The 21,887-nt window shown below is 71.5% G+C and carries 17 protein-coding genes and 1 tRNA gene; 14 read left to right on the forward strand and 4 right to left on the reverse strand.

The features are described 5' to 3' along the window. The first annotated feature begins 1 nt into the window (after nt 1). Nucleotides 2-1,303: a sensor histidine kinase gene (locus ACIO6U_RS05420; protein WP_401715660.1), complete on the forward strand. Its 1,302-nt coding sequence runs from the start codon at nt 2-4 to the stop codon at nt 1,301-1,303. Between the two features lie 111 nt (nt 1,304-1,414). Here the strand turns inward: ACIO6U_RS05420 and ACIO6U_RS05425 are convergent, their stop codons facing one another. From ACIO6U_RS05425 to ACIO6U_RS05435, 3 genes are all read right to left on the reverse strand, one after another. After that, nucleotides 1,415-2,299 (reverse strand): acyl-CoA thioesterase domain-containing protein, encoded by an 885-nt coding sequence (locus ACIO6U_RS05425; RefSeq protein WP_391160509.1) that lies wholly within the window; start codon nt 2,297-2,299, stop codon nt 1,415-1,417. Nucleotides 2,300-2,349: 50 nt separating this feature from the next. Beyond that, nucleotides 2,350-3,507 (reverse strand): acyl-CoA dehydrogenase family protein, encoded by a 1,158-nt coding sequence (locus tag ACIO6U_RS05430; RefSeq protein ID WP_355337002.1) that lies wholly within the window; start codon nt 3,505-3,507, stop codon nt 2,350-2,352. A 67-nt stretch (nt 3,508-3,574) separates the two neighbouring features. Then, a complete protein-coding gene (locus ACIO6U_RS05435; protein ID WP_355337000.1) occupies nt 3,575-4,195 on the reverse strand; it encodes a TetR/AcrR family transcriptional regulator in 621 nt (206 codons plus the stop codon). Between the two features lie 84 nt (nt 4,196-4,279). On the opposite strand from ACIO6U_RS05435, the gene ACIO6U_RS05440 reads away from it, so the two are divergent. The 10 genes from ACIO6U_RS05440 (at nt 4,280) to glmS (ending at nt 18,185) form a co-directional block, all read left to right on the forward strand. Continuing rightward, nucleotides 4,280-5,908, forward strand: a complete 1,629-nt coding sequence (locus ACIO6U_RS05440; protein ID WP_355336998.1) for a carboxyl transferase domain-containing protein — start codon at nt 4,280-4,282, stop codon at nt 5,906-5,908. A 47-nt stretch (nt 5,909-5,955) separates the two neighbouring features. Continuing rightward, a complete protein-coding gene (locus ACIO6U_RS05445) occupies nt 5,956-8,100 on the forward strand; it encodes a biotin carboxylase N-terminal domain-containing protein (protein WP_401715865.1) in 2,145 nt (714 codons plus the stop codon). A 101-nt stretch (nt 8,101-8,201) separates the two neighbouring features. Next, nucleotides 8,202-9,140 (forward strand): hydroxymethylglutaryl-CoA lyase, encoded by a 939-nt coding sequence (locus tag ACIO6U_RS05450; protein WP_355337226.1) that lies wholly within the window; start codon nt 8,202-8,204, stop codon nt 9,138-9,140. Nucleotides 9,141-9,142: 2 nt separating this feature from the next. Further along, the gene (locus ACIO6U_RS05455) at nt 9,143-10,309 is read left to right on the forward strand and encodes an acyl-CoA dehydrogenase family protein (RefSeq protein WP_355336996.1); all 1,167 of its coding nucleotides are present in this window, start codon (nt 9,143-9,145) and stop codon (nt 10,307-10,309) included. 112 nt (nt 10,310-10,421) lie between these two features. Then, entirely contained in the window at nt 10,422-11,870 is a 1,449-nt protein-coding gene (locus ACIO6U_RS05460) for a pyridoxal-dependent decarboxylase (protein ID WP_391160516.1), read from the forward strand. Beyond that, complete coding sequence (locus ACIO6U_RS05465; RefSeq protein WP_401715664.1) at nt 11,854-13,200, forward strand: lysine N(6)-hydroxylase/L-ornithine N(5)-oxygenase family protein; 1,347 nt, start codon at nt 11,854-11,856, stop codon at nt 13,198-13,200. Before ACIO6U_RS05460 ends, ACIO6U_RS05465 begins: the two co-directional genes overlap by 17 nt. After that, nucleotides 13,197-13,799 (forward strand): GNAT family N-acetyltransferase, encoded by a 603-nt coding sequence (locus ACIO6U_RS05470; protein ID WP_401715666.1) that lies wholly within the window; start codon nt 13,197-13,199, stop codon nt 13,797-13,799. Before ACIO6U_RS05465 ends, ACIO6U_RS05470 begins: the two co-directional genes overlap by 4 nt. Then, nucleotides 13,796-15,766 (forward strand): IucA/IucC family protein, encoded by a 1,971-nt coding sequence (locus tag ACIO6U_RS05475; RefSeq protein ID WP_401715668.1) that lies wholly within the window; start codon nt 13,796-13,798, stop codon nt 15,764-15,766. The genes ACIO6U_RS05470 and ACIO6U_RS05475 overlap by 4 nt, the downstream gene beginning before the upstream one ends. 168 nt (nt 15,767-15,934) lie before the next feature. Next, nucleotides 15,935-16,210: a hypothetical protein gene (locus tag ACIO6U_RS05480; protein WP_188280294.1), complete on the forward strand. Its 276-nt coding sequence runs from the start codon at nt 15,935-15,937 to the stop codon at nt 16,208-16,210. A 160-nt stretch (nt 16,211-16,370) separates the two neighbouring features. Then, nucleotides 16,371-18,185 (forward strand): glutamine--fructose-6-phosphate transaminase (isomerizing), encoded by a 1,815-nt coding sequence (glmS, locus tag ACIO6U_RS05485; RefSeq protein WP_355336985.1) that lies wholly within the window; start codon nt 16,371-16,373, stop codon nt 18,183-18,185. A 161-nt stretch (nt 18,186-18,346) separates the two neighbouring features. On the opposite strand, the gene ACIO6U_RS05490 is transcribed toward glmS, so the two are convergent. Beyond that, on the reverse strand, nt 18,347-18,868 hold the full coding sequence (locus tag ACIO6U_RS05490; RefSeq protein WP_355336983.1) for a universal stress protein: 522 nt from the start codon (nt 18,866-18,868) through the stop codon (nt 18,347-18,349). An 831-nt stretch (nt 18,869-19,699) separates the two neighbouring features. Between ACIO6U_RS05490 and ACIO6U_RS05495 the strand changes: the two genes are divergently transcribed. From ACIO6U_RS05495 to ACIO6U_RS05505, 3 genes are all read left to right on the forward strand, one after another. Further along, on the forward strand, nt 19,700-20,998 hold the full coding sequence (locus tag ACIO6U_RS05495) for a helix-turn-helix domain-containing protein (protein ID WP_355336981.1): 1,299 nt from the start codon (nt 19,700-19,702) through the stop codon (nt 20,996-20,998). 5 nt (nt 20,999-21,003) lie between these two features. Next, a complete protein-coding gene (gene orn, locus ACIO6U_RS05500; RefSeq protein WP_401715671.1) occupies nt 21,004-21,606 on the forward strand; it encodes an oligoribonuclease in 603 nt (200 codons plus the stop codon). Between the two features lie 136 nt (nt 21,607-21,742). Continuing rightward, nucleotides 21,743-21,818: transfer RNA gene (locus tag ACIO6U_RS05505), tRNA-His, on the forward strand. The last annotated feature ends 69 nt before the right edge of the window (nt 21,819-21,887 follow it).

Genomic DNA, 21,887 nt, shown 5'->3' on the forward strand with positions numbered 1-21,887 from the left:
CGTGAAGCCACGTGTCGCCCTGCCGGACGCCGCGCTGTTCGCCCTCTCCGCGACCGAGGTGTGGGCGACGCGCTCCTTCGGCGGCCCGGTCTCGTTCGCCTTCGCGGCCCTGGGCACGCTGGCGCTGCTGTTCCGGCACCGCTTCCCGCTGATCGCCTTCGCCGCGACCCTGCCCGCCCTCTCGCTCGGCTACATCTGGTTCTCGCCGATGGGCGCGCTCTACGAGATCGCCGCGGGCGGCCCCGACCGTCACCGCGCACAAGGGTGGCCGTTTTCTCCGGCCCGGCCCTCGAAGAGCACGCCTTCCGGTACGCCGCCCGCCGGTTCCTCTGCTCGGGCGGCTCTCGTACCGCCGGGGACCACGGCCGCTACCTCATCGGCCACGCTCACCCGTTCGGGTGAGCGCGTGATATCTCGCCGCGCCCTGCTGATCGGTGGCTGCGCGCTGCTCGCGGCGACGGTCTCCTGCGTGCCGTGGCCGTTCCGCGCCCCGGCGCCCTGGGGGCTGTCGGACACGATCCTCGCGGTGATGCTGTCCTCGCTGCTGGCCCTGGCGCCGACCGCGCTGGGCCTGTTCGCCGCCTCGCGGCGCGAGCTGGCCGGGCGGCTGGAGGAGCTGGCGGCCAGCAGGGAACGGGAGCGAGAGCTGGCCGCGGAACAGGCGGTGGTACGGGAGCGGGCCCGGCTCGCCCGCGAGATGCACGACACCGTGGCGCACCACATCAGCCTGATCGCCGTGCAGTCCGGCGCCCTGGAGGCGACCGCGCGGGGACCGCAGGCGCGGGCGGCGGCCGGGGCGGTGCGCGAGCTGAGCCGGGACGCGCTGGACGAGCTGCGCCGGATGGTGGGGCTGCTGCGGCTGCCGGTGACGTCGGGGCAGCCGCTGGACGCGGGCCCCGGCCTCGCGGGCATCCCCGCGCTGGTCGCCGCCGCGGGACCCGGCACGCACGGCGAACTGCCCGGCACCATGGCCCCGGCCGACGCCGCCCGCCTGCCCTCGGACGTCCAGCACGCCGCGTACCGCATCGTGCAGGAAGCGCTCACCAACATCCGCAAGCACGCGCCAGGCGCGGAAACCCGCGTCCTGGTGCGGCACAGCGGCGACGTGCTGGTGGTGGAGGTGCGCAACGGACCCGCGTCGGCGGCGCCGGGACCGGCCCTGCCCTCGGGCGGCCACGGTCTCGCCGGGCTGCGCGAGCGAGCGGTGCAGCTCGGCGGCGAATTCATCGCGTCGCCCGCGGCGACCGGGGGCTTTCTCGTACGGGCGACGCTGCCGGTCGGACCGGCGGTCGAGGCGGCGTAGGCGGAGCCGCGCGATCGGAGCCCGCGCGCGGCTCCGAAACCGCCGAGCCGCAACGCCGCGCGTGTCTCGTATCCGGGAGCGGAAATCCGCGCTCACCCGAAAGGGTGAGCGTCAGTCGCGCGGCACCCGCACCAGGCCCTCCTGGATCACCGAGACGGCGAGCTGCCCGTCGCGGGTGTAGATCCGGGCGGTGCCGAGGCCGCGACCGCCGGAGGCGGACGGGCTCTGCTGGTCGTAGAGCAGCCATTCGTCGGCCCGGAAGGGCCGGTGGAACCACATGGCGTGGTCCAGGCTCGCGCCGACCACGTCGCCGACGGTCCAGCCGCCGCGGCCGTGGGCGAGCAGAACCGAGTCGAGCAGCGTCATGTCCGACACATAGGTGGCGAGACAGACGTGGAGCAGCGGGTCGTCGGCCAGTTTGCCGCGGGCGCGGAACCAGACCTGGGAGCGCGGTTCGCGGATGACACCCGCGGTGAGGAACGGCGGGTCCTCGACGTAACGCAGGTCGACGGCCGCGCGGGTCTCGAGTATCCGGTCGACCACCGTGGGGTCGGGGAACCGCGCGGCGTGTACGGGCAGCATCTCCTCGGCCGTCGGCAGCGTCTCCGGGTCGGGCGCGTACGGCATCGGCTCCTGGTGTTCCAGACCCTCCTCGTGGACCTGGAAGGACGCCGAGAGGTGGAAGATCGGCTGGCCGTGCTGGATCGCGACGACTCGCCGGGTGGTGAAGGAGCGGCCGTCGCGGATCCGGTCGACCTGGTAGACGATCGGCGCGCCGGGGTCGCCGGGCCGCAGGAAATAGGCGTGCAGCGAGTGCGCGCCGCGGTCCTCGGGCGCCGTGCGGCCCGCGGCGACCAGGGCCTGTGCGGCGACCTGGCCGCCGAAGACCCGGGGCACCACGGCCGACCGGCTGACACCGCGGAAGATGTCCCGCTCGATCCGCTCCAGGTCGAGCAGATCGAGCAGGGACTGGAGCGGATCCCGGGAGTCGTTCACGGGTCCTTCGGCATTCACGCGTCCGCCGCTTCTCACGGATGGGTCTACGGTCACAGGCCCATCGACTTGGCGATGATGGACTTCATGACCTCGCTCGTGCCGCCGTAGATCCGGTTGACGCGGTTGTCGGCGTACAGGCGGGCGATCGGGTACTCGTTCATGTAGCCGTAGCCGCCGTGGAGCTGGAGGCAGCGGTCGATGACGCGGGCGGCGACCTCGGTGCAGAAGAGCTTGGCGGAGGCGGCGTCCGCGGCCGACAGCTCCTTCTTGTCGTGCGCTTCGAGGGCGCGGTCGACGACGGCCTGCGCGGCGTCCACCTCGGCCTTGCAGGCGGCGAGTTCGAACTTGGTGTTCTGGAAGGACGCGACGGTCTGGCCGAAGACGGTCCGGTCCTGGACGTACGCCTGGGCGAAGCGGATCGCGGCGGCGGCCTGGGCGTACGCGCCGACGGCGATGCCCAGCCGCTCCTGCGGGAGATTCTGTCCGAGGTAGGAGAAGCCCTTGCCCTCCTCGCCGAGCAGGTCCTCGAGCGGGACCTTGACGTCGGAGAAGGAGAGTTCCGCGGTGTCGGAGGTGCGCAGGCCGAGCTTGTCGAGCTTGCGGCCGACCGCGTATCCGTCGGCCTTGGTGTCCACGACGAACAGGGAGATGCCCGCGCGGCGGTCCTCGGGCGTGGCGGGGGCGGTGCGGGCGCAGACGATGACGCGGTCGGCGTGGACGCCGCCGGTGATGAAGGTCTTGGCGCCGTTGAGCACGTAGTGCGTGCCGTCGGCGGAGAGCTTGGCCGTCGTCTTCATGCCCGCCAGGTCGGAGCCGGTGCCGGGTTCTGTCATGGCGATGGCGAACATCGTCTCGCCGCTGACGAAGCCGGGCAGCCAGCGCTTCTTCTGCTCGTCGGTGGCGTAGGCCATCACGTAGGGCAGGCAGAGGCCGACGTGGACCCCGCTGCCGCCGAAGCTGACGCCCGCGCGGGCGCACTCCTCGCTGATGACGGCCTGGAATTTGAAGCTGTGCTCGCCCGCGCCGCCGAACTCCTCGGGCACCTCGATGCCGAAGACGCCCAGCTCGCCGAGCTTGTAGTAGAAGTCGCGCGGGACCAGGCCCGCCGCCAGCCACTCGTCGTGGACGGGGACGACCTCGGCCTCGATGAAGGCACGTATCGTCTCGCGGAACGCTTCGTGGTCCTCGTTGAACACCGTACGACGCACAGCGCGCCTCCCATCCGCGACCGGGTCCGCTGCCGGGGCGGTCGACAATCGAGCATTAAGCAAGCGCTCAGTAAGTTACCCGCCAGTCGGCCGTGCTGTCCAGACCGTCCAGCGCGTCCAGCGCCCCGAGGGCGAGCCGGTGCAGCAGGGCCGCCATCGCGGTCCTGCCGGGCAGTCCGCCGCGCTCGCCGAGGTGCGGAGTGGAGTTGAGCAGACCGAAGACGGCGTGCACGGCCGCGCGCACCTCCAGCTCGGTGGCGCCCGGATGGACCAGCCGCACGACCGCGACCCACTCCTCGACGTACTGCCGCTGGAGCTGGCGGACCAGCTTGCGGTCGGAGTCGCGCAGCCGGTCCAGCTCGCGGTCGTGCAGCGTGATCAGCGGCCGGTCGTCGATCGCGAAGTCGATATGGCCGCGGACCAGCGCGTCGAGCGCCTCGACGGGCCCGGTCGCCTCGGCGACCCGCATCTTGCCCGCGGTCAGCAGCCGGCCGCTGATGCCCACCAGCAGCTCGGCGAGCATGGCGTCCTTGCCCGCGAAATGCCGGTAGAGACCCGGGCCGCTGATGCCGACCGCGGCGCCTATCTCGTCGACACCGACCCCGTGGAAGCCGCGCTCGGCGAAGAGCCGGGCGGCCTCTCGGAGAATCTGCTCGCGACGGTTCTCCGCCGTCTTCGTCGGGTTCATGAGATCGAGTCTAGACAACCGAGTTAGCGAGCGTTAACGTGGAGTCATCACGTTAACGCTCGCTAACATCCGGGGGGCCGAACCATGGCAGCACCCGCCCTGTCCAGCGCCGCAGATCCGGCGTCAGAGGCGTATCAGGCCAATGCGCAGGCTCATGCCGCATTGACCGCGGACCTGCGCGACAAGCTGGCCGCCGCGCGGCTCGGCGGCGGCGAGAGAGCCCGCGCCCGCCACACCGCGCGCGGAAAGCTGCTGCCCAGAGACCGGGTGGACGGGCTGCTCGACCCCGGCTCGCCCTTCCTGGAGCTGGCGCCGCTGGCCGCGGACGGGATGTACGACGGGCAGGCACCGGCCGCCGGGGTGATCGCCGGGATCGGCCGGGTCGCGGGGCGTGAGGTCGTGGTCGTCGCCAATGACGCCACGGTCAAGGGCGGCACCTATTACCCGATGACGGTCAAGAAGCATCTGCGCGCCCAGGAGATCGCCCTGGACAACCGGCTGCCGTGCGTCTACCTGGTCGACTCCGGCGGCGCCTTCCTCCCCCGGCAGGACGAGGTCTTCCCCGACCGCGACCACTTCGGCCGGATCTTCTACAACCAGGCCACCATGTCCGCGCGCGGCATCCCGCAGATCGCCGCCGTCATGGGCTCGTGCACCGCGGGCGGCGCCTACGTCCCGGCGATGAGCGACGAGGCGGTGATCGTACGGAATCAGGGCACGATCTTCCTCGGCGGCCCGCCGCTGGTGAAGGCGGCCACCGGCGAGGTCGTCACCGCGGAGGAACTGGGCGGCGGCGAGGTGCACTCCCGGGTCTCCGGCGTCACCGACCACCTCGCCGAGGACGACGCCCACGCGCTGGACATCGTCCGCGACATCGTCGCCACCCTGCCCGCGCGCGGCGCCCCGCCGTGGACGGTACGGCCCGCGGAGCCGCCCGCCGTGGACCCGGCCGGGCTGACCGGTGCGGTACCGGTCGACTCCCGCACCCCGTACGACGTCCGCGAGGTCATCGCGCGGCTGGTGGACGGCAGCCGCTTCGCCGAGTTCAAGGCGGAGTACGGCACCACGCTGGTCACCGGCTTCGCCCACATCCAGGGCCATCCGGTCGGCATCGTGGCCAACAACGGCATCCTGTTCGCCGAATCCGCCCTCAAGGGCGCGCACTTCATCGAGCTGTGCGACCAGCGCGGCATCCCGCTGCTGTTCCTCCAGAACATCTCCGGCTTCATGGTCGGCCGCCAGTACGAGGCGGGCGGCATCGCCAAGCACGGCGCGAAGATGGTCACGGCGGTCGCCTGCGCGCGCGTGCCCAAGCTGACCGTGGTGATCGGCGGCTCCTACGGCGCGGGCAACTACTCGATGTGCGGCCGGGCCTACAGCCCGCGCTTCCTGTGGATGTGGCCCAACGCCAAGATCTCGGTGATGGGCGGCGAGCAGGCCGCGTCCGTGCTGGCCACCGTCAAGCGCGACCAGCTCGCCGCCGCGGGCGAGAAGTGGAGCGAGGAGGCGGAGGAGGCGTTCAAGGCCCCGGTCCGCGAGCAGTACGAGACGCAGGGCAACGCCTACTACGCCACCGCCAGGCTCTGGGACGACGGTGTGATCGACCCGCTGGAGACCCGTACCGTCCTCGGCCTGGCCCTCACCGCCTGCGCCAACGCCCCCCTTCCGACCGCCGATCCGGGCGCGCCCGGCTACGGCGTCTTCCGGATGTGAGGGGCGTGCCGACCATGAACACCGCAACCGCCGGGAGCGCGAGCCCCATGTTCGACACCGTCCTGGTCGCCAACCGCGGCGAGATCGCCGTCCGCGTGCTGCGGACCCTGCGGGAGCTGGGCGTCCGCTCGGCCGCCGTCTTCACCGACGCCGACGCCGACGCCCGGCACGTACGCGAGGCGGACACCGCGGTACGGATCGAGAACTATCTGTCGGCCGCCGAGCAGGTACGGGCGGCCGTGGAGGCGGGTGCCCAGGCGGTCCACCCCGGCTACGGCTTCCTGGCGGAGAACGCGGCCTTCGCCCGCGCCTGCGCCGAGGCGGGCCTGGTCTTCATCGGACCGCCCGCCGAGGCCATCGAGCTGATGGGCGACAAGATCCGCGCCAAGGAGACGGTCCGGGCCGCGGGCGTCCCGGTCGTGCCCGGCAGCACGGGCAGCGGGCTCACCGACGACCAACTGGCCGACGCGGCACGGGAGATCGGCCTGCCGGTGCTGCTCAAGCCCTCGGCGGGCGGCGGCGGCAAGGGCATGCGGCTGGTGCGCGACGAGGCCCTGCTGGCCGAGGAGATCGCGGCGGCCCGGCGCGAGGCGCGCGGCTCCTTCGGCGACGACACGCTGCTGGTGGAGCGGTGGATCGACCGCCCGCGGCACATCGAGATCCAGGTCCTGGCCGACGGCCACGGCTCGGTGGTGCACCTCGGCGAGCGCGAGTGCTCGCTGCAACGACGGCACCAGAAGGTGATCGAGGAGGCCCCCTCGGTCCTGCTCGACGAGGCGACCCGGCAGGCGATGGGCGAGGCCGCGGTGCAGGCCGCCCGCTCCTGCGGCTACACGGGCGCGGGCACGGTGGAGTTCATCGTCCCCGGCGCCGACCCCGGCGCGTACTTCTTCATGGAGATGAACACCCGCCTCCAGGTGGAGCACCCGGTGACGGAGCTGGTCACCGGGCTCGACCTGGTCGAATGGCAGCTCCGGGTGGCGTGCGGCGAGCGGCTGGGCTTCGGACAGCGGGCCATCGCCATGACCGGCCACGCCATGGAGGCGCGGATCTGCGCGGAGACCGCCAGAGCGGGCGACGGCCGGGTGGACTTCCTGCCGTCCGCGGGCACCGTCGTGGCGCTGGCCGAACCGACCGGCCCCGGAGTGCGCGTCGATTCGGGTCTCGCGGTCGGCACGGAGGTGGGCACGGCCTACGACCCGATGCTGGCCAAGGTGATCGCCTACGGCCCCGACCGGGCCACGGCGCTGCGACGGCTGCGGGCCGCGCTGGCGGACACCGTCGTGCTGGGCCTGGACACCAACACCGGTTTCCTGCGCAGGCTGCTGGCCCACCCGGCGGTGGTCGCGGGCGAGCTGGACACCGGGCTGATCGACCGGGACGCCGCCGAACTGCTGCCGCCCGGCGTGCCGGACGAGGTGTACGCGGCGGCGGCGCTGCTGCGGCAGGCCGCGCTGGCCCCGGCCCCGGACGCGGGCGGCTGGACCGACCCGTTCTCGGTGCCGAGCGGCTGGCGGCTGGGCGGCGAGGCGGCCTGGACGGTGCACCACCTGCGGGTTCCCGGCCGGGAGCCGGTGACGGTACGGGTCCGTGACGGCCTGGTGCGGATCGGCGAAGGACCGGCCACGGCGGCCCGGTTGACGCTGGACGGACCGCGCGCGCTGCTCCACCGCGAGGGCACGGTGACCGCTTTCCGGCACGCGGGCGAGTGGCTGGGCCGGGACGGCGACGGCTGGTGGGTACGGGCGTACGACCCGGTGGCCGCGGCCCTGCGCGGCGCCGCGGGCGGGGGCGGGGGCGGCGCGCTGACCGCGCCGATGCCCGGCACGGTCACGGTGGTGAAGGTCGGCAAGGGGGACGAGGTCGTGGCGGGCCAGAGCCTGCTGGTGGTGGAGGCCATGAAGATGGAGCACGTGATCACCGCCCCGCACGACGGGACGGTGTCCGAGATCGACGTCACCGCGGGCAGCACCGTGGCGATGGACCAGGTGCTGGCGGTGGTCACCCCGTCGGCCGCGCAGGACCCGGCCGAGGCGGCAACACCCGCGGCAGCCGCCGGAACAGCGCCCGAGCCGCCCGCCGGACCGACCGCCGGACCGACCGCCGCGCGGACCACCGCATCCGACGCCGCGCGGACCACCGCACCCGCTGCCGGTCAGACCACCGCGCCGACTGCCGGGGAGGCGTCATGAGCACCGCCGACCGGAGCCCGGCCGCGTCCGGGACACCCAGCGGCGCCGCCGCGGGTACGACGACGGACGCAACCGGCGGCGCGCTGCCCGCCGGACTGCCGATGGCCGTACCCGCGGCCGGGCTGCCGACGGCCGTGCGGATCCACGAGGTCGGCGCGCGGGACGGATTGCAGAACGAGAAGGCGACCGTGCCGACCGCCGTGAAGGCGGAATTCGTGCACCGGCTCGCCGCGGCCGGGCTCGGCACGATCGAGGCGACCAGCTTCGTCCACCCCAAGTGGGTGCCCCAACTGGCCGACGCGGCCGAGCTGATGCCGCTGCTCGCGGACCTGGACCCGGCGGTGCGGCTGCCGGTGCTGGTGCCGAACGAGCGGGGTCTGGAGCGGGCGCTGGAGCTGGGCGTCCGGGAGATCGCGGTCTTCGGCAGCGCCACCGAGTCCTTCGCCCGCGCCAACCTCAACCGGACGGTGGAGGAGTCGCTGGCGATGTTCGCCCCGGTGGTGACCAGGGCCAGGGACGCGGGCGCCACCGTCCGCGGCTATCTGTCGATGTGCTTCGGCGACCCCTGGGAGGGCCCGGTCCCGATCGGGCAGGTCGCCGCCGCGGCCCGGCGGCTGTACGAACTGGGCTGCACCGAGCTGAGCCTCGGCGACACGATCGGGGTGGCGACGCCCGGCCATGTCACGGCGCTGCTGGACGAACTGACCGGCGGCTCCGGCGGCAACGGCGTCCCGGTCGACAAGCTCGCCGTGCACTTCCACGACACCTACGGCCAGGCGCTGTCCAACACGCTGGCCGCGCTCCAGCGGGGCGTCACCGTCGTGGACGCCTCCGCGGGCGGCCTCGGCGGCTGCCCGTACGCCAAGAGCGCCACCGGAAACCTCGCCACCGAAGACCTCGTCTGGATGCTGCACGGCCTCGGCATCCGTACCGGGGTCGATCTGGACCGCCTCAGCGCCACAAGCGTGTGGATGGCGGAGCACCTGGGACGGCCGAGCCCGTCCCGTACCGTCCGCGCCCTGACCCACCAGGAGCAGTAGCCATGTCGATCGACCACCGTCTGTCCGCCGAGTACGAGGAACTGCGCGCCACGGTCGCGGAGTTCGCCAAGGACGTGATCGCGCCGAAGATCGGCGAGTTCTACGAGCAGCAGGAGTTCCCGTACGAGATCGTGCGGGAGATGGGGCGGATGGGCCTGTTCGGGCTGCCGTTCCCCGAGGAGTACGGCGGGATGGGCGGTGACTACTTCGCGCTGTGCATCGCACTGGAGGAGCTGGCCCGCGTGGACTCCTCGGTGGCGATCACCCTGGAGGCCGGGGTGTCGCTGGGCGCAATGCCGGTGTTCAGGTTCGGCACCGAGGAGCAGAAGCGCACTTGGCTGCCGAAGCTCTGCTCGGGCGAGATGCTGGGCGCGTTCGGGCTGACGGAGCCGGAGTGCGGTTCCGACGCGGGCGGCACCCGTACCACCGCGCGGCTGGACGAGGCGACCGACGAGTGGGTGATCAACGGCACCAAGTGCTTCATCACCAACTCGGGCACCGACATCACCGGGCTGGTCACGGTGACGGCGGTGACCGGCCGCAAGGACGACGGCAGGCCGCGGATCTCCTCGATCATCGTGCCGTCGGGGACGCCCGGCTTCACGGTGTCGAAGAAGTACAGCAAGGTCGGGTGGAACGCGTCGGACACCCGCGAGCTGTCCTTCGCCGACTGCCGGGTGCCCGCGGCGAATCTGCTGGGCGAGGAGGGCCGGGGCTACGCGCAGTTCCTGCGCATCCTGGACGAGGGGCGGATCGCGATCTCGGCGCTGTCCACCGGTCTGGCGCAGGGCTGTGTGGACGAGTCGCTGTCGTACGCCAAGACCCGGCACGCCTTCGGGCGTCCGATCGGTGACAATCAGGCGATCCAGTTCAAGATCGCGGACATGGAGATGCGGGCCCACACGGCGCGGCTGGCGTGGCGGGACGCGGCGTCGCGGCTGGTGCACGGCGACGAGTTCAAGAAGGAGGCGGCGCTGGCCAAGCTCTACTCCTCCGAGATCGCGGTCACCAACGCCCGTGAGGCCACGCAGATCCACGGCGGCTACGGCTTCATGAACGAATATCCGGTGGCCCGTATGTGGCGGGACTCCAAAATCCTGGAGATCGGCGAAGGCACCAGCGAGGTGCAGCGCATGCTGATCGCACGGGAGTTGGGGCTGGTGGGCTAGAACACCCGCCTGCGGGGAAGAGTGATCCCTGAGACAACTGGGACACAGGACCGTTGAAGCGGTGAGTTAGGTTAGGCTAACCTAACTCAGCCGCTCAACGAGAGGTCTGCCCATGCGCTCACACCTGCTCAACGACGCCACGACGGAGCACTACCTGCGCTCCGTCTCCCAGGGAGTCGAGCGGGTGGCGGCCACCCTCGCCGCGACCGACCGGCCTTTCACCGGCATCACCCCGGAAGCCCTCGCGCCCCGGATCGACGCGATCGACCTCGCCCAGCCGCTCGGCGACACCGCCGCCGCGCTGGACGAACTCGAAGCGGTCTATCTGCGCGACGCCGTCTACTTCCACCACCCCCGCTACCTCGCGCACCTCAACTGCCCGGTCGTCATACCGGCCGTCGCCGCCGAGGCCGTGCTCAGCGCCGTCAACTCCTCCCTCGACACCTGGGACCAGAGCGCCGGCGCCACCCTCATCGAGCGCCGCATGATCGACTGGACGGCCGAGCGCGCGGGCCTCGGCCCGGCGGCCGACGGCGTCTTCACCAGCGGCGGCACCCAGTCCAACCTCCAGGCGCTGCTGCTCGCCCGTGAGGAAGCCGTCACCCGCGGCGCCGCCTCCTCGCGGCTGCGCATCCTCGCCTCCGAGTGCGGCCACTTCAGCGTCCAGAAGTCCGCGAAGCTGCTCGGCCTCGGCGCCGACGCCGTCATCTCCGTCCCCTGCGACCAGAACAAGCGGATGCAGAGCCTCGCGCTCGCCCGCGAGTTGGACCGCTGCGCCCGCGAGGGCCTGACCCCGATGGCCGTCGTCGCCACCGCGGGCACCACCGACTTCGGCTCCATCGACCCGCTGCCCGCCATCGCCGACCTGTGCGAGCGCCACGGCGTGTGGCTGCACGTGGACGCCGCGTACGGCTGCGGCCTGCTGGTCTCCCCCACCCGCCGCCACCTGCTCGACGGCATCGAGCGCGCCGACTCGGTGACCGTCGACTACCACAAGTCCTTCTTCCAGCCCGTCAGTTCGAGCGCCCTCCTGGTCCGCGACCGCACCACGCTGCGGCACGCCACGTACTACGCGGACTACCTCAACCCGCGCCGCACCACCACCGAGCGCATCCCCAACCAGGTGGACAAGTCGCTCCAGACCACACGGCGGTTCGACGCCCTCAAGCTGTGGATGACGCTGCGCGTGATGGGCGCCGACGGCGTCGGCCAGCTCTTCGACGAGGTCGTGGACCTGGCCGCCGAGGGCTGGAAGCTGCTCGACGCCGACCCGCGCTTCGAAGTGGTCGCCCCGCCGACCCTGTCCACGCTGGTCTTCCGCTGGATCCCGGCCGCCGTCACCAGCCCGGCGCTGATCGACCGCGCCAACCTGCACGCCCGCAAGGCGCTGTTCGCCTCGGGCGAGGCCGTCGTGGCGGGCACGAAGGTACGCGGCAGCCACTACCTGAAGTTCACCCTGCTCAACCCGCGCACCACCCCCGCCGACATCGCCACCGTCCTCGACCTGCTCGCCGAGCACGCGGACCAGTACCTGGGAGACGCACTTGTCCACGCCTCGTGACCCGGACTCGGCATCCGAACCCGCCGCGCCGGAACCGGAGTTCGACTTCATCGCGATCGGCCTCGGCCCGTTCAATCTGGGCCTGGCCTGCCTGACCGAGCCGATCGACGACCTCAACGGCCTCTTCCTGGAGGCCAAACCGGACTTCGACTGGCACTCCGGCATGTTCCTGGAGGGCAGCACCCTCCAGACGCCGTTCATGTCGGACCTGGTGACCCTCGCCGACCCCACCTCGCCCTTCAGCTTCCTCAACTACCTCAAGGAATCGGGGCGGTTGTACTCCTTCTACATACGCGAGAGCTTCTATCCGCTGCGCGAGGAGTACAACGACTACTGCCGCTGGGCCGCGGCCCGCATCCCGTCGATCCGCTTCGGACAGACGGTCACCGAGGTGACCTACGAGGACGGCGCAACGCACGAGGGCACACACGAGGACACGCACGGCGGGACCTACGTCGTACGGACCGCGAGCGGCGCGGCGCACCGTACGCGCCGGCTGGTCCTCGGCACCGGCACACCGCCGTACGTCCCCGCCGCCTGCGAAGGGCTCGGCGGCGACCTCATCCACAACTCCCGCTATCTGGCGGCCAAGAGCGACCTCCAGCGCAAGCGCAGCATCACGATCGTCGGCAGCGGGCAGAGCGCCGCCGAGATCTACCACGACCTGCTCCAGGACATCGACGCGCACGGTTACGCGCTGAACTGGGTGACCCGCTCGCCGCGCTTCTTCCCGCTCGAATACACCAAGCTCACGCTGGAAATGACGTCGCCCGAATACGTCGACTACTTCCATTCCCTGCCGTCCCCGGTCCGCGACTCGCTGAACGTCTCGCAGAAGAACCTCTACAAGGGGATCAATTCGGAGCTGATCAATGACATCTTCGACCTGCTCTATCTGAAGAACCGGCGCGGCAAGGTCCCGACCCGGCTGCTCACCAACACCTCGCTCGACAGCGCGCGGTACGACGCCGACAGCGGCACGTACACCCTCGGACTGTGCCAACGCGAGCAGGGCGGGGAGTTCACGATCGACACCGAGGGCCTGGTCCTCGCCACCGGCTACCGCTACCAGGTGCCGGAATTCCTCGCCCCCGTCCGGGACCGCATCCGCTGGGACGAGCAGGGCCGTTACGACGTCACCCGCGACTACGCCATCGACGTCACCGAGCGCGCGATCTACGTGCAGAACGCCGAACTGCACACGCACGGCTTCGTCTCTCCCGACCTCGGCATGGCGGCCTACCGCAACTCCCGCATCATCCGGGAGCTGCTGGGCCGCGAGCACTACCGCGTGGAAAAGGCCATCGCCTTCCAGGAGTTCACCGCATGAGCAGCACGAACAGCGTGAGCGGCGCAAGCACCGCGAGGACCGCAAGCACCGCGCACAGCGCGGGCAGCACCAGCACAGACCTCGACTTCACCTTCCGCCCGGTCGACCCCCTCGCCGACGCCGACCTGCTGCACACCTGGGTGACGCACCCGAAAGCCGGTTTCTGGCTGATGGGCGACGCGAGCCGTTACGACGTCGAGCGCGCGTACACCGAGATCGCGCAGGCCCCGTACGAGGAGGCGTTCCTCGGCCTCCAGGACGGACGGCCCGTCTTCCTGATGGAACGGTACGACCCCGCGCGGGTCGAACTCGTCGGGCTCTACCCGGCGCGGCCCGGTGACGTCGGCATGCACTTCCTGGTCGCGCCCTGCGACACCCCCGTGCACGGCTTCACCCGCGCGGTGATCAGGGCGGTGATGGCCGAACTCTTCGCCGATCCCGCGACCCGCAGGGTGATCGTGGAGCCCGACGTCCGCAACACGGCGGTGCACGTACTCAACGAGACGGTCGGCTTCGAGATCATCGAGCGGATCAAGAAGCCGGAGAAGGACGCCTTCTTGAGCATCTGCACCCGCGAGCGCTTCGAGGCCACCCGATGACCGACGTCGACCACCTCACCCCGGAGCTGTGGGAGCGGGCCACCCGCCACCTGGTGGCCAAGGCCCTCGCCGAATTCACCCACGAACGGCTGCTCACCCCGGAGCCCGCGAGCCAGGACGCCCAGCACGGCCAGGACCGTCAGCACGCCCCGGCCACCCAGCACGCTCCGGACGCCCGGCACGCCCGGCACGCCCGGCACGCCCGGCACGGTCAGAAGGACCACGACAGCTACCTCGTCCGCAGCGACGACGGCGCCACGACGTACCGTTTCGCCGCCCGCCGCCTGGCCCTCGACCACTGGCGGATCGACCCGGCGAGCGTCACCCGCCACCGGCAGGAGGCCGAACTCCCCCTCGACGCGCTCGACTTCATCACCGAGCTGCGCACCACCCTCGCCATCAGCGACAGCGTCCTGCCGGTCTACCTGGAGGAGATCAGCGCGACCCTCTCCGCCGCCGCCTTCAGGCTCGCCGCCCGCGACCGCGCGCCGGTGAGCGCGGCGGAGCTGACCCGCGCCGGATTCCAGGCCATCGAGACCGGGATGACCGAGGGCCACCCCTGCTTCGTCGCCAACAGCGGCCGGCTCGGCTTCGGCGCGGACGACCACCCGCGGTACGCGCCCGAGGCCGCCTCCCCCGTCCGGCTGATCTGGCTGGCCGCGCGCCGCGACCGCACCACCTTCAGCGCGGGCGCGGGCATCGACTACGAGGACTTCCTCACCGCCGAACTGGGCCGGGAGCAGCTCCGGCGCTTCGCCGCCGCGCTGACCGGCCGGGGCCTCGACCCGGCCGCGTATCTGCTGATCCCGGTCCACCCCTGGCAGTGGTGGAACAAGCTCTCGGTCACCTTCGCGGGCGAGGTCGCCCGGCAGCACCTGGTCTGCCTCGGCCCCGGCGACGACGCGTATCTGGCGCAGCAGTCGGTCCGTACGTTCTTCAACACCACCGTCCCGACCAGGCACTATGTGAAGACGGCGCTGTCCGTCCTCAACATGGGCTTCATGCGCGGCCTGTCCGCCGCGTACATGGCGGCCACCCCGGCGATCAACGACTGGCTCGCCGAGCTGATCGCCGCCGACCCCACCTTCACCGCCGCCCGCTTCTCGATCATCCGCGAGCGGGCGGCGATCGGTTACCACCACCGGCAGTACGAGGCGGCCACGGCGTACGGCTCCCCGTACCGGAAGATGCTGGCCGCGCTGTGGCGGGAGAGCCCGGTCGCGGACCTGGAGCCGGGCCACCACCTGGCCACGATGGCGTCGCTGCTGCACACCGACGCCGACACGAGCACGGGTACGGACACAGACATGGGTACGGGTCCGGACACAGGCACAGGCACAGGCACCGGCACGGACGCGGGCACCTCCTTCGCGGGCGCCCTCATCGCCCGCTCCGGCCTCCCCGCCGAGACCTGGCTGCGGCGCTACCTGGACGCGTATCTCGTCCCGGTGCTGCACAGCCTCTACGCCTACGGGCTGGCCTTCATGCCGCACGGCGAGAACGTGATCCTGGTGCTGGACGAGACCGGGACGGTGCGGCGGGCGGTGTTCAAGGACATCGCGGAGGAGATCGTGATCATGGACCCGGAGACGCCGCTGCCGCCCGAGGTGGAGCGGATCAGGGCCGAGGTCCCGGAGGACGAGCGGGTGCTCGCCGTCTTCACCGATGTCTTCGACTGCTTCTTCCGCTTCCTCAGCGCGATCCTCCACACCGGGAAGATCCTGGACGAAACGGTGTTCTGGCGGACGGTCGCCGAGTGCGTCGCCGACTACCAGGCCGCCCACCCCGACCTCGCCGACCGGTTCAAGCGGTACGACCTCTTCGCGCCGGAATTCACCCTGTCCTGCCTCAACCGGCTCCAGCTCCGTGACAACCAGCAGATGATCGACCTCGCCGACCCGTCGGCCGCCCTCCAGTTCGCGGGCACCCTCCCCAACCCCCTGGCGGCCCACCGGCCGCACCCGTAACCGGGCCAACCGGGCCGACCGGGCCAACCGGGCCGACCGGGCCGCCCGCGCCCGCAGCAGTGCCGTCTTCGTCCGTAACGGCCGAATTTTCACCCCCTTGGCCGCTTTCCCTGCCCGAAATCGGGCAGGATTCTTGCAAAGCGCAGATGATCACATCAGTATCGACGGGTGCTCGAACGCCGGACGTCCTACGAGGACCTGATCGACCACCTGGTGCGCTCCACGCCGCTGCACCGCGGCGAGGCGAGCCGGGTGGTGCTGGACGTGCTGGCGTACTTCGACGAGACGACGGAGGAGTTCGTCCGCAGGAGACACCGCGAACTCCAGGCCAAGGGCCTGGTCAACGCGGACATCTTCGAGCGGATCGCCGAGGAGCTGCCGCACCGCGCGGTGGCCCCCTCGGCCCTCTCGCAGCGCCAGCTCCGCCGCATCGTCTACGGCTGAGCGACCGAGCCAACGATGCGGCCGAGCGACCGAGCCGACAATGCGGTCGAGCGGCCGAGCGGCCGAGCGGCCGAGCACCGTCGGCCACCGGGACAGGGCACCCGGGGGCCGAAAAGAACAGAACAGAACACGGACAGACACAGGGACGAGGGACGACCATATGTGCGGAATCGTCGGATACATCGGCAGGCGTGACGTGGCACCGCTGCTCCTCGAAGGGTTGCAGCGGCTGGAGTACCGGGGTTACGACTCCGCGGGCGTCGTGATCACCGGAAAGTCCGGCGAGCTGAGGACCGTGAAGGCCAAGGGCCGGGTGCGCGAGCTGGAAGCCCGCATCCCCAAGCGCTTCGCGGGCACCACCGGCATCGCGCACACCCGCTGGGCCACCCACGGCGCCCCGAGCGACCACAACGCGCACCCGCACCTCGACGGGGACAGCAAGGTCGCGATCGTCCACAACGGGATCATCGACAACGCGTCCGAGCTGCGCGCCAAGCTCTCCGCCGACGGCGTCACCTTCGCCTCGGAGACCGACACCGAGGTGCTGGCCCACCTGATCGGCCGGGCCCAGGCGGAGACCCTGGAGGAGAAGGTCCGCGAGGCCCTGCGCTCGGTCGAGGGCACCTACGGCCTCGCCGTCCTGCACCGCGACTTCGCCGACCGTATCGTCGTGGCCCGCAACGGCTCCCCCGTCGTCCTCGGCATCGGCGAGAAGGAGATGTTCGTCGCCTCCGACGTCGCCGCGCTCGTCGCCCACACCCGCCAGGTCGTCACCTTGCAGGACGGCGAGATGGCCACCCTCAAGGCCGACGACTTCCGCACGTACACCACCGAGGGCTCGCTGACCACGGCGACGCCGACCACCGTGGAGTGGGAGGCCGAGTCGTACGACATGGGCGGCCACGACACGTACATGCACAAGGAGATCTCCGAGCAGGCGGAGGCGGTCGACCGCGTGCTGCGCGGCCGGATCGACGACCGGTTCTCCACCGTGCACCTGGGCGGTCTGAACCTGGAGCCGGGCGAGGCCCGCCGGGTGCGCCGGATCAAGATCCTCGGCTGCGGCACCAGCTACCACGCGGGGCAGATCGGCGCCGGGCTGATCGAGGAGCTGGCCCGTATCCCCGCGGACGCCGAGCCCGCCTCGGAATTCCGCTACCGCAACCCGGTGGTCGACCCCGACACCCTCTATGTCGCGGTCTCCCAGTCCGGCGAGACGTACGACGTGCTGGCCGCCGTCCAGGAGCTCAAGCGCAAGGGCGCGCGGGTGCTGGGCGTGGTCAACGTGGTCGGCTCGGCCATCGCCCGCGAGGCGGACGGCGGCACCTATGTGCACGCCGGGCCCGAGGTCTGCGTGGTGTCCACCAAGTGCTTCACCAACACCGTGGTCGCCTTCGCGCTGCTCGCCCTGCACCTGGGCCGGATCCGCGACCTGTCGGTGGCCGACGGCAAGCGGATCATCGAGGGCCTGCGCCGGCTGCCCGGCCAGATCGACGAGATCCTGAAGACCGAGCCGGAGATCAAGGCGCTGGCCAGGCGGTACGCGGACGCCAAGTCGATGCTGTTCATCGGGCGGGTACGCGGCTACCCGGTGGCCCGCGAGGCGTCGCTGAAGCTCAAGGAGGTCTCGTACATCCACGCGGAGGCGTACCCGGCCTCGGAGCTGAAGCACGGGCCGCTGGCCCTGATCGACCCGTCCATGCCGACGGTCGCGATCGTGCCGGACGACGACCTGCTGGAGAAGAACCGGGCGGCCCTGGAGGAGATCAAGGCCCGCAGCGGGCGCATCCTCGCGGTGGCGCACCAGCCGCAGGAGAAGGCCGACGACACCATCGTCGTACCGAAGAACGAGAACGAGCTGGACCCGATCCTGATGGGCATCCCGCTCCAGCTCTTCGCGTACCACACGGCCCTCGCGCTGGGCCGGGACATCGACAAGCCGCGTAACCTGGCGAAGTCCGTGACCGTCGAGTAGCCGAGCGATCGGCTCGTCGCCGGTCGCGCATACGGCGAAGGCCCCCGCCAGCCCGGCGGGGGCCTTCGTATACGTCCGTACGGGACGATCCGGCACGGAACGTGCGACCGCCCGCCGCGAGCCTCCGCGACCCTCCGTGACCCGTCGCGACCCTCCGCGCCCTACGGAATGACCACCACGGGCCGCTGCGCCCGCCGCGCGAGCCGCCCGGCGACCGAGCCGAAGATCCGGCCGACCAGGCCGTGCGTCCCGCCCACCACGATGGCGTCGGCCTCGTACTCCCGGCCGACCTCCTCCAACTCGTGGCAGATGTCGCCGCCGCGCTCCACCAACACCCAGGAGATCTCGGCGAGGTGGTCCGCGCAGGCCAGTTCGAGGCCGAGGACTTCGGTGCGGTGGTCGGGCACGTCCACGAAGACCGGCGGTTCGCAGCCCGCCCACACGGTGGCCGGAAGCCGGTTGGCGACGTGCACGATGATCAGCGCGGAGTGCGTCCTGCGGGCCATGCCGATGGCGTAGGACAGGGCGCGCTCGCTGGAGAGGGAACCGTCGAAGCCCACCACGACCCCGTGCCGGAAGGCAGGATCGCAGGCGTGCCGCAGCGCTGGAGCCTGCTCGGGCAGCGCCGCCGACTCGGCGAGCGGCCTGCCGTCGGCGGGCTCGGGAAACTCATGACCGGCCATGATGCGGATTCTCGGCGAGGGCGGCGCTGACGCGCCGAGCGGCGGACAAGGACGGTGCGCGCGGGGCGGGCCGCCGGAACCAGCCGGTTTCGGCCAGTTCGCCACTTCCCGTCCCACTGACTCCAGAGTACGGCCGCGGAGACCGCCTGCACAGGCTTGCCGGGGCTCCACAGCCCTGTCGTACCCGGCAGGTACCCGGAGTTTCCGGAAGAATGCCGGAGCCGGGCCCAGAGTGCAACGCCATCACGCCAACCGGCGGCACGGTTCAGCGCACCGGCGCACCGTGGGGGCGCATCGGGATCACCCGTCCGTGGCTCTTCCGGAACGCCTCGGAACCCCGCCGCAGGGACCTCGGACCGGTGCGCAGGACACCTCCGGCGCACGTGAACGACGTGTTCGGGCTCCGGCAGGCGCGCGGGCCGGCCGCGCGCCGCGCACCGCTCCCCGTACGCGGTGGGCGCACCACCCGGCGCCCTTTACGCACACCGGCCCGCCGAACGACGTTTTTCGGCCAACTTCTCTTCCCTGCGCGCCGATTGGGCTTCCGGATCATTAACACCCCCACCACCTGCGGTTCTACGATGCCCAAAGACGCGGAGGGGGCGTTTGGTGGCCCGTGTGGCGGGAGGCGTACTTCCCAGCGGGCTCAGCGAGTGAAACGCTTCGTGATCGAATGCTTTACGCCACGTTGTCTTGTCGACTTAGCGTCAGATGGTGAACTAGTCACTAACGCCCCACCTGACACAGTAGATTTGATCATGGGTGGCCTCATGGGGGAAAACATGCAGGACCGAGGGGACGACGCGTCGATTCGAGGGGGGCTTGAGCTCCATGAGCCAGGAGTCCAGTTCCGTTACGGCGGCGGACAGTCCGTCGCAAGCACCATCGGCATCGCCTCGCGCCATTCGTAAACTTTCCGCGCGACGCCGACCGGAAGTCGTCGCCGTGCTGCTCTTCAGCGGCGGACCGATCTTCGAGAGCTCCATACCGCTCTCGGTCTTCGGCATAGACCGGCAGGACGCGGGCGTGCCCCGCTACCGGCTGCTGGTCTGCGCCGGGGAGGACGGCCCGCTGCGGACCACCGGCGGACTCGAACTGACCGCGCCCTACGGCCTGGAGGCACTCTCCAGGGCCGGCACGGTCGTCGTGCCCACCTGGCGCTCGATCTCCCAGGCGCCGCCGCCCGAGGCGCTGGACGCGATCCGCCGCGCCCACGAGGAGGGTGCCCGGATCATCGGACTGTGCACCGGCGCCTTCGTGCTGGCCGCCGCCGGGCTGCTGGACGGCCGCCCGGCCACCACGCACTGGATGTACGCGCCCACGCTCGCCAAACGGTATCCCTCGGTGCACGTGGACCCCAGGGAACTGTTCGTGGACGACGGCGACGTCCTCACCTCCGCGGGGACCGCCGCCGGGATCGACCTGTGCCTGCACGTGGTGCGCACCGACCACGGCGGCGAGGCCGCGGCGGCGCTGGCCAGACGCCTGGTCGTACCGCCCCGCCGGGCGGACTGGCAGACCGGTCAGCGACACCTCGACCGGTCTTTACCCGAGGAGATCGGCGCCGACCCGCTGGCCGAGGTCGTCGCCTGGGCGCTGGAGCATCTTCACGAGCAGTTCGACGTCGAGGCGCTGGCCGCGCGCGCGTACATGAGCCGTCGGACGTTCGACCGGCGGTTCCGCTCGCTCACCGGCAGCGCGCCGTTGCAGTGGCTGATCACCCAGCGGGTGCTCCAGGCGCAGCGGCTGCTGGAGACGTCGGACTACTCGGTCGACGAGGTGGCGGGCCGCTGCGGCTTCCGCTCGCCCGTCGCGCTGCGCGGGCACTTCCGGCGGCAGCTCGGCTCCTCCCCCGCGTCCTACCGGGCGGCCTACCGCGCCCGCAGGCCGCAGGACGAGCCGGACCGCACGCCGCCCGCACCCGACCTGCCGCCGCCCCGGCGCGGCCCGGTCTCCCAGATCCTGGCCGCCCCCGGCAAGACGGACAGTGACGCCTACGTCGCCGCCCGTGTGCCCGAGCAGCCCGGCAGCAGGGCCGAGGCGGCCGAGAGCGCGTCCCGGGGGCGGCTGCGCGCCCCACGCAGCCTGGGCGCCGCACTGCCCGGCTCACGGGATCGCCCCGTAGGGTGAGGCGTATGAACGACCGGATGGTGTGGATCGACTGTGAGATGACCGGGCTGTCGCTGGCCCACGACGCGCTGATCGAGGTGGCCGCGCTCGTCACGGACTCCGAGCTGAATGTGCTCGGGGACGGGGTGGACGTGGTCATCCGGCCGCCCGACGAGGCGCTCGTGACCATGCCGAACATCGTGCGGGAGATGCACACCTCCTCCGGTCTGCTGGAGGAGCTGCCCGGCGGGATCACGCTCGAAGAGGCCGAGAAGATCGTGCTGGGGTACGTGCGCGAGCATGTGGCCGAGCCGCGCAAGGCGCCGCTGTGCGGGAATTCGGTCTCCACCGACCGCGGCTTCCTCGCGCGCGACATGGGGACCCTGGAGCAGCACCTGCACTACCGGATCGTGGACGTCTCCTCGATCAAGGAGCTGGCCCGCCGCTGGTACCCGCGCGCGTACTTCAACAGCCCGGAGAAGAACGGCAACCACCGGGCGCTGGCCGACATCCGCGAGTCGATCGCGGAGCTGCGCTACTACCGCGAGGCGGTCTTCGTCCCCCAGCCGGGGCCGGACACCGACACCGTGCGGGCCATCGCGGCCAAGCACGTCCTGCCGGCGGAGTAGCGCGGCCGGAAGGCCCTGCTGAGCGGCCAGGAAAGGCCGCGGAGAGCGGCCGCGAAAGCTCGCCAAAAGGGATGCGCGAGCACGCCCCCGCACCCTGTACACTTCTTCAGGTCGGCGCCTGAAAGCGCCGGACATGGTGGGTGTAGCTCAGTTGGTAGAGCACCTGGTTGTGGTCCAGGTGGCCGCGGGTTCAAGTCCCGTCACTCACCCCATACGAGAGGCCCGGCCCGCGGAAGCGGACCGGGCCTCTCGCGTGACTCACGTCACATCAGGGGTGGTCG

Origin of the sequence: Streptomyces sp. NPDC087422 (assembly GCF_044744145.1) — a bacterium.
Taxonomy (GTDB): domain Bacteria; phylum Actinomycetota; class Actinomycetes; order Streptomycetales; family Streptomycetaceae; genus Actinacidiphila.

Bases quoted from the DNA above. Each gene is read 5' to 3' on its own strand.
- ACIO6U_RS05435 (WP_355337000.1), bottom strand. From the start codon at position 4,195: ATGAACCCGACGAAGACGGCGGAGAACCGTCGCGAGCAGATTCTCCGA.
- ACIO6U_RS05440 (WP_355336998.1), top strand. From the start codon at position 4,280: ATGGCAGCACCCGCCCTGTCCAGCGCCGCAGATCCGGCGTCAGAGGCG.
- ACIO6U_RS05445 (WP_401715865.1), top strand. From the start codon at position 5,956: ATGTTCGACACCGTCCTGGTCGCCAACCGCGGCGAGATCGCCGTCCGC.
- ACIO6U_RS05450 (WP_355337226.1), top strand. From the start codon at position 8,202: ATGGCCGTACCCGCGGCCGGGCTGCCGACGGCCGTGCGGATCCACGAG.
- ACIO6U_RS05455 (WP_355336996.1), top strand. From the start codon at position 9,143: ATGTCGATCGACCACCGTCTGTCCGCCGAGTACGAGGAACTGCGCGCC.
- ACIO6U_RS05460 (WP_391160516.1), top strand. From the start codon at position 10,422: ATGCGCTCACACCTGCTCAACGACGCCACGACGGAGCACTACCTGCGC.
- ACIO6U_RS05470 (WP_401715666.1), top strand. From the start codon at position 13,197: ATGAGCAGCACGAACAGCGTGAGCGGCGCAAGCACCGCGAGGACCGCA.
- ACIO6U_RS05475 (WP_401715668.1), top strand. From the start codon at position 13,796: ATGACCGACGTCGACCACCTCACCCCGGAGCTGTGGGAGCGGGCCACC.
- glmS (WP_355336985.1), top strand. From the start codon at position 16,371: ATGTGCGGAATCGTCGGATACATCGGCAGGCGTGACGTGGCACCGCTG.
- ACIO6U_RS05490 (WP_355336983.1), bottom strand. From the start codon at position 18,868: ATGGCCGGTCATGAGTTTCCCGAGCCCGCCGACGGCAGGCCGCTCGCC.
- ACIO6U_RS05495 (WP_355336981.1), top strand. From the start codon at position 19,700: ATGAGCCAGGAGTCCAGTTCCGTTACGGCGGCGGACAGTCCGTCGCAA.
- orn (WP_401715671.1), top strand. From the start codon at position 21,004: ATGAACGACCGGATGGTGTGGATCGACTGTGAGATGACCGGGCTGTCG.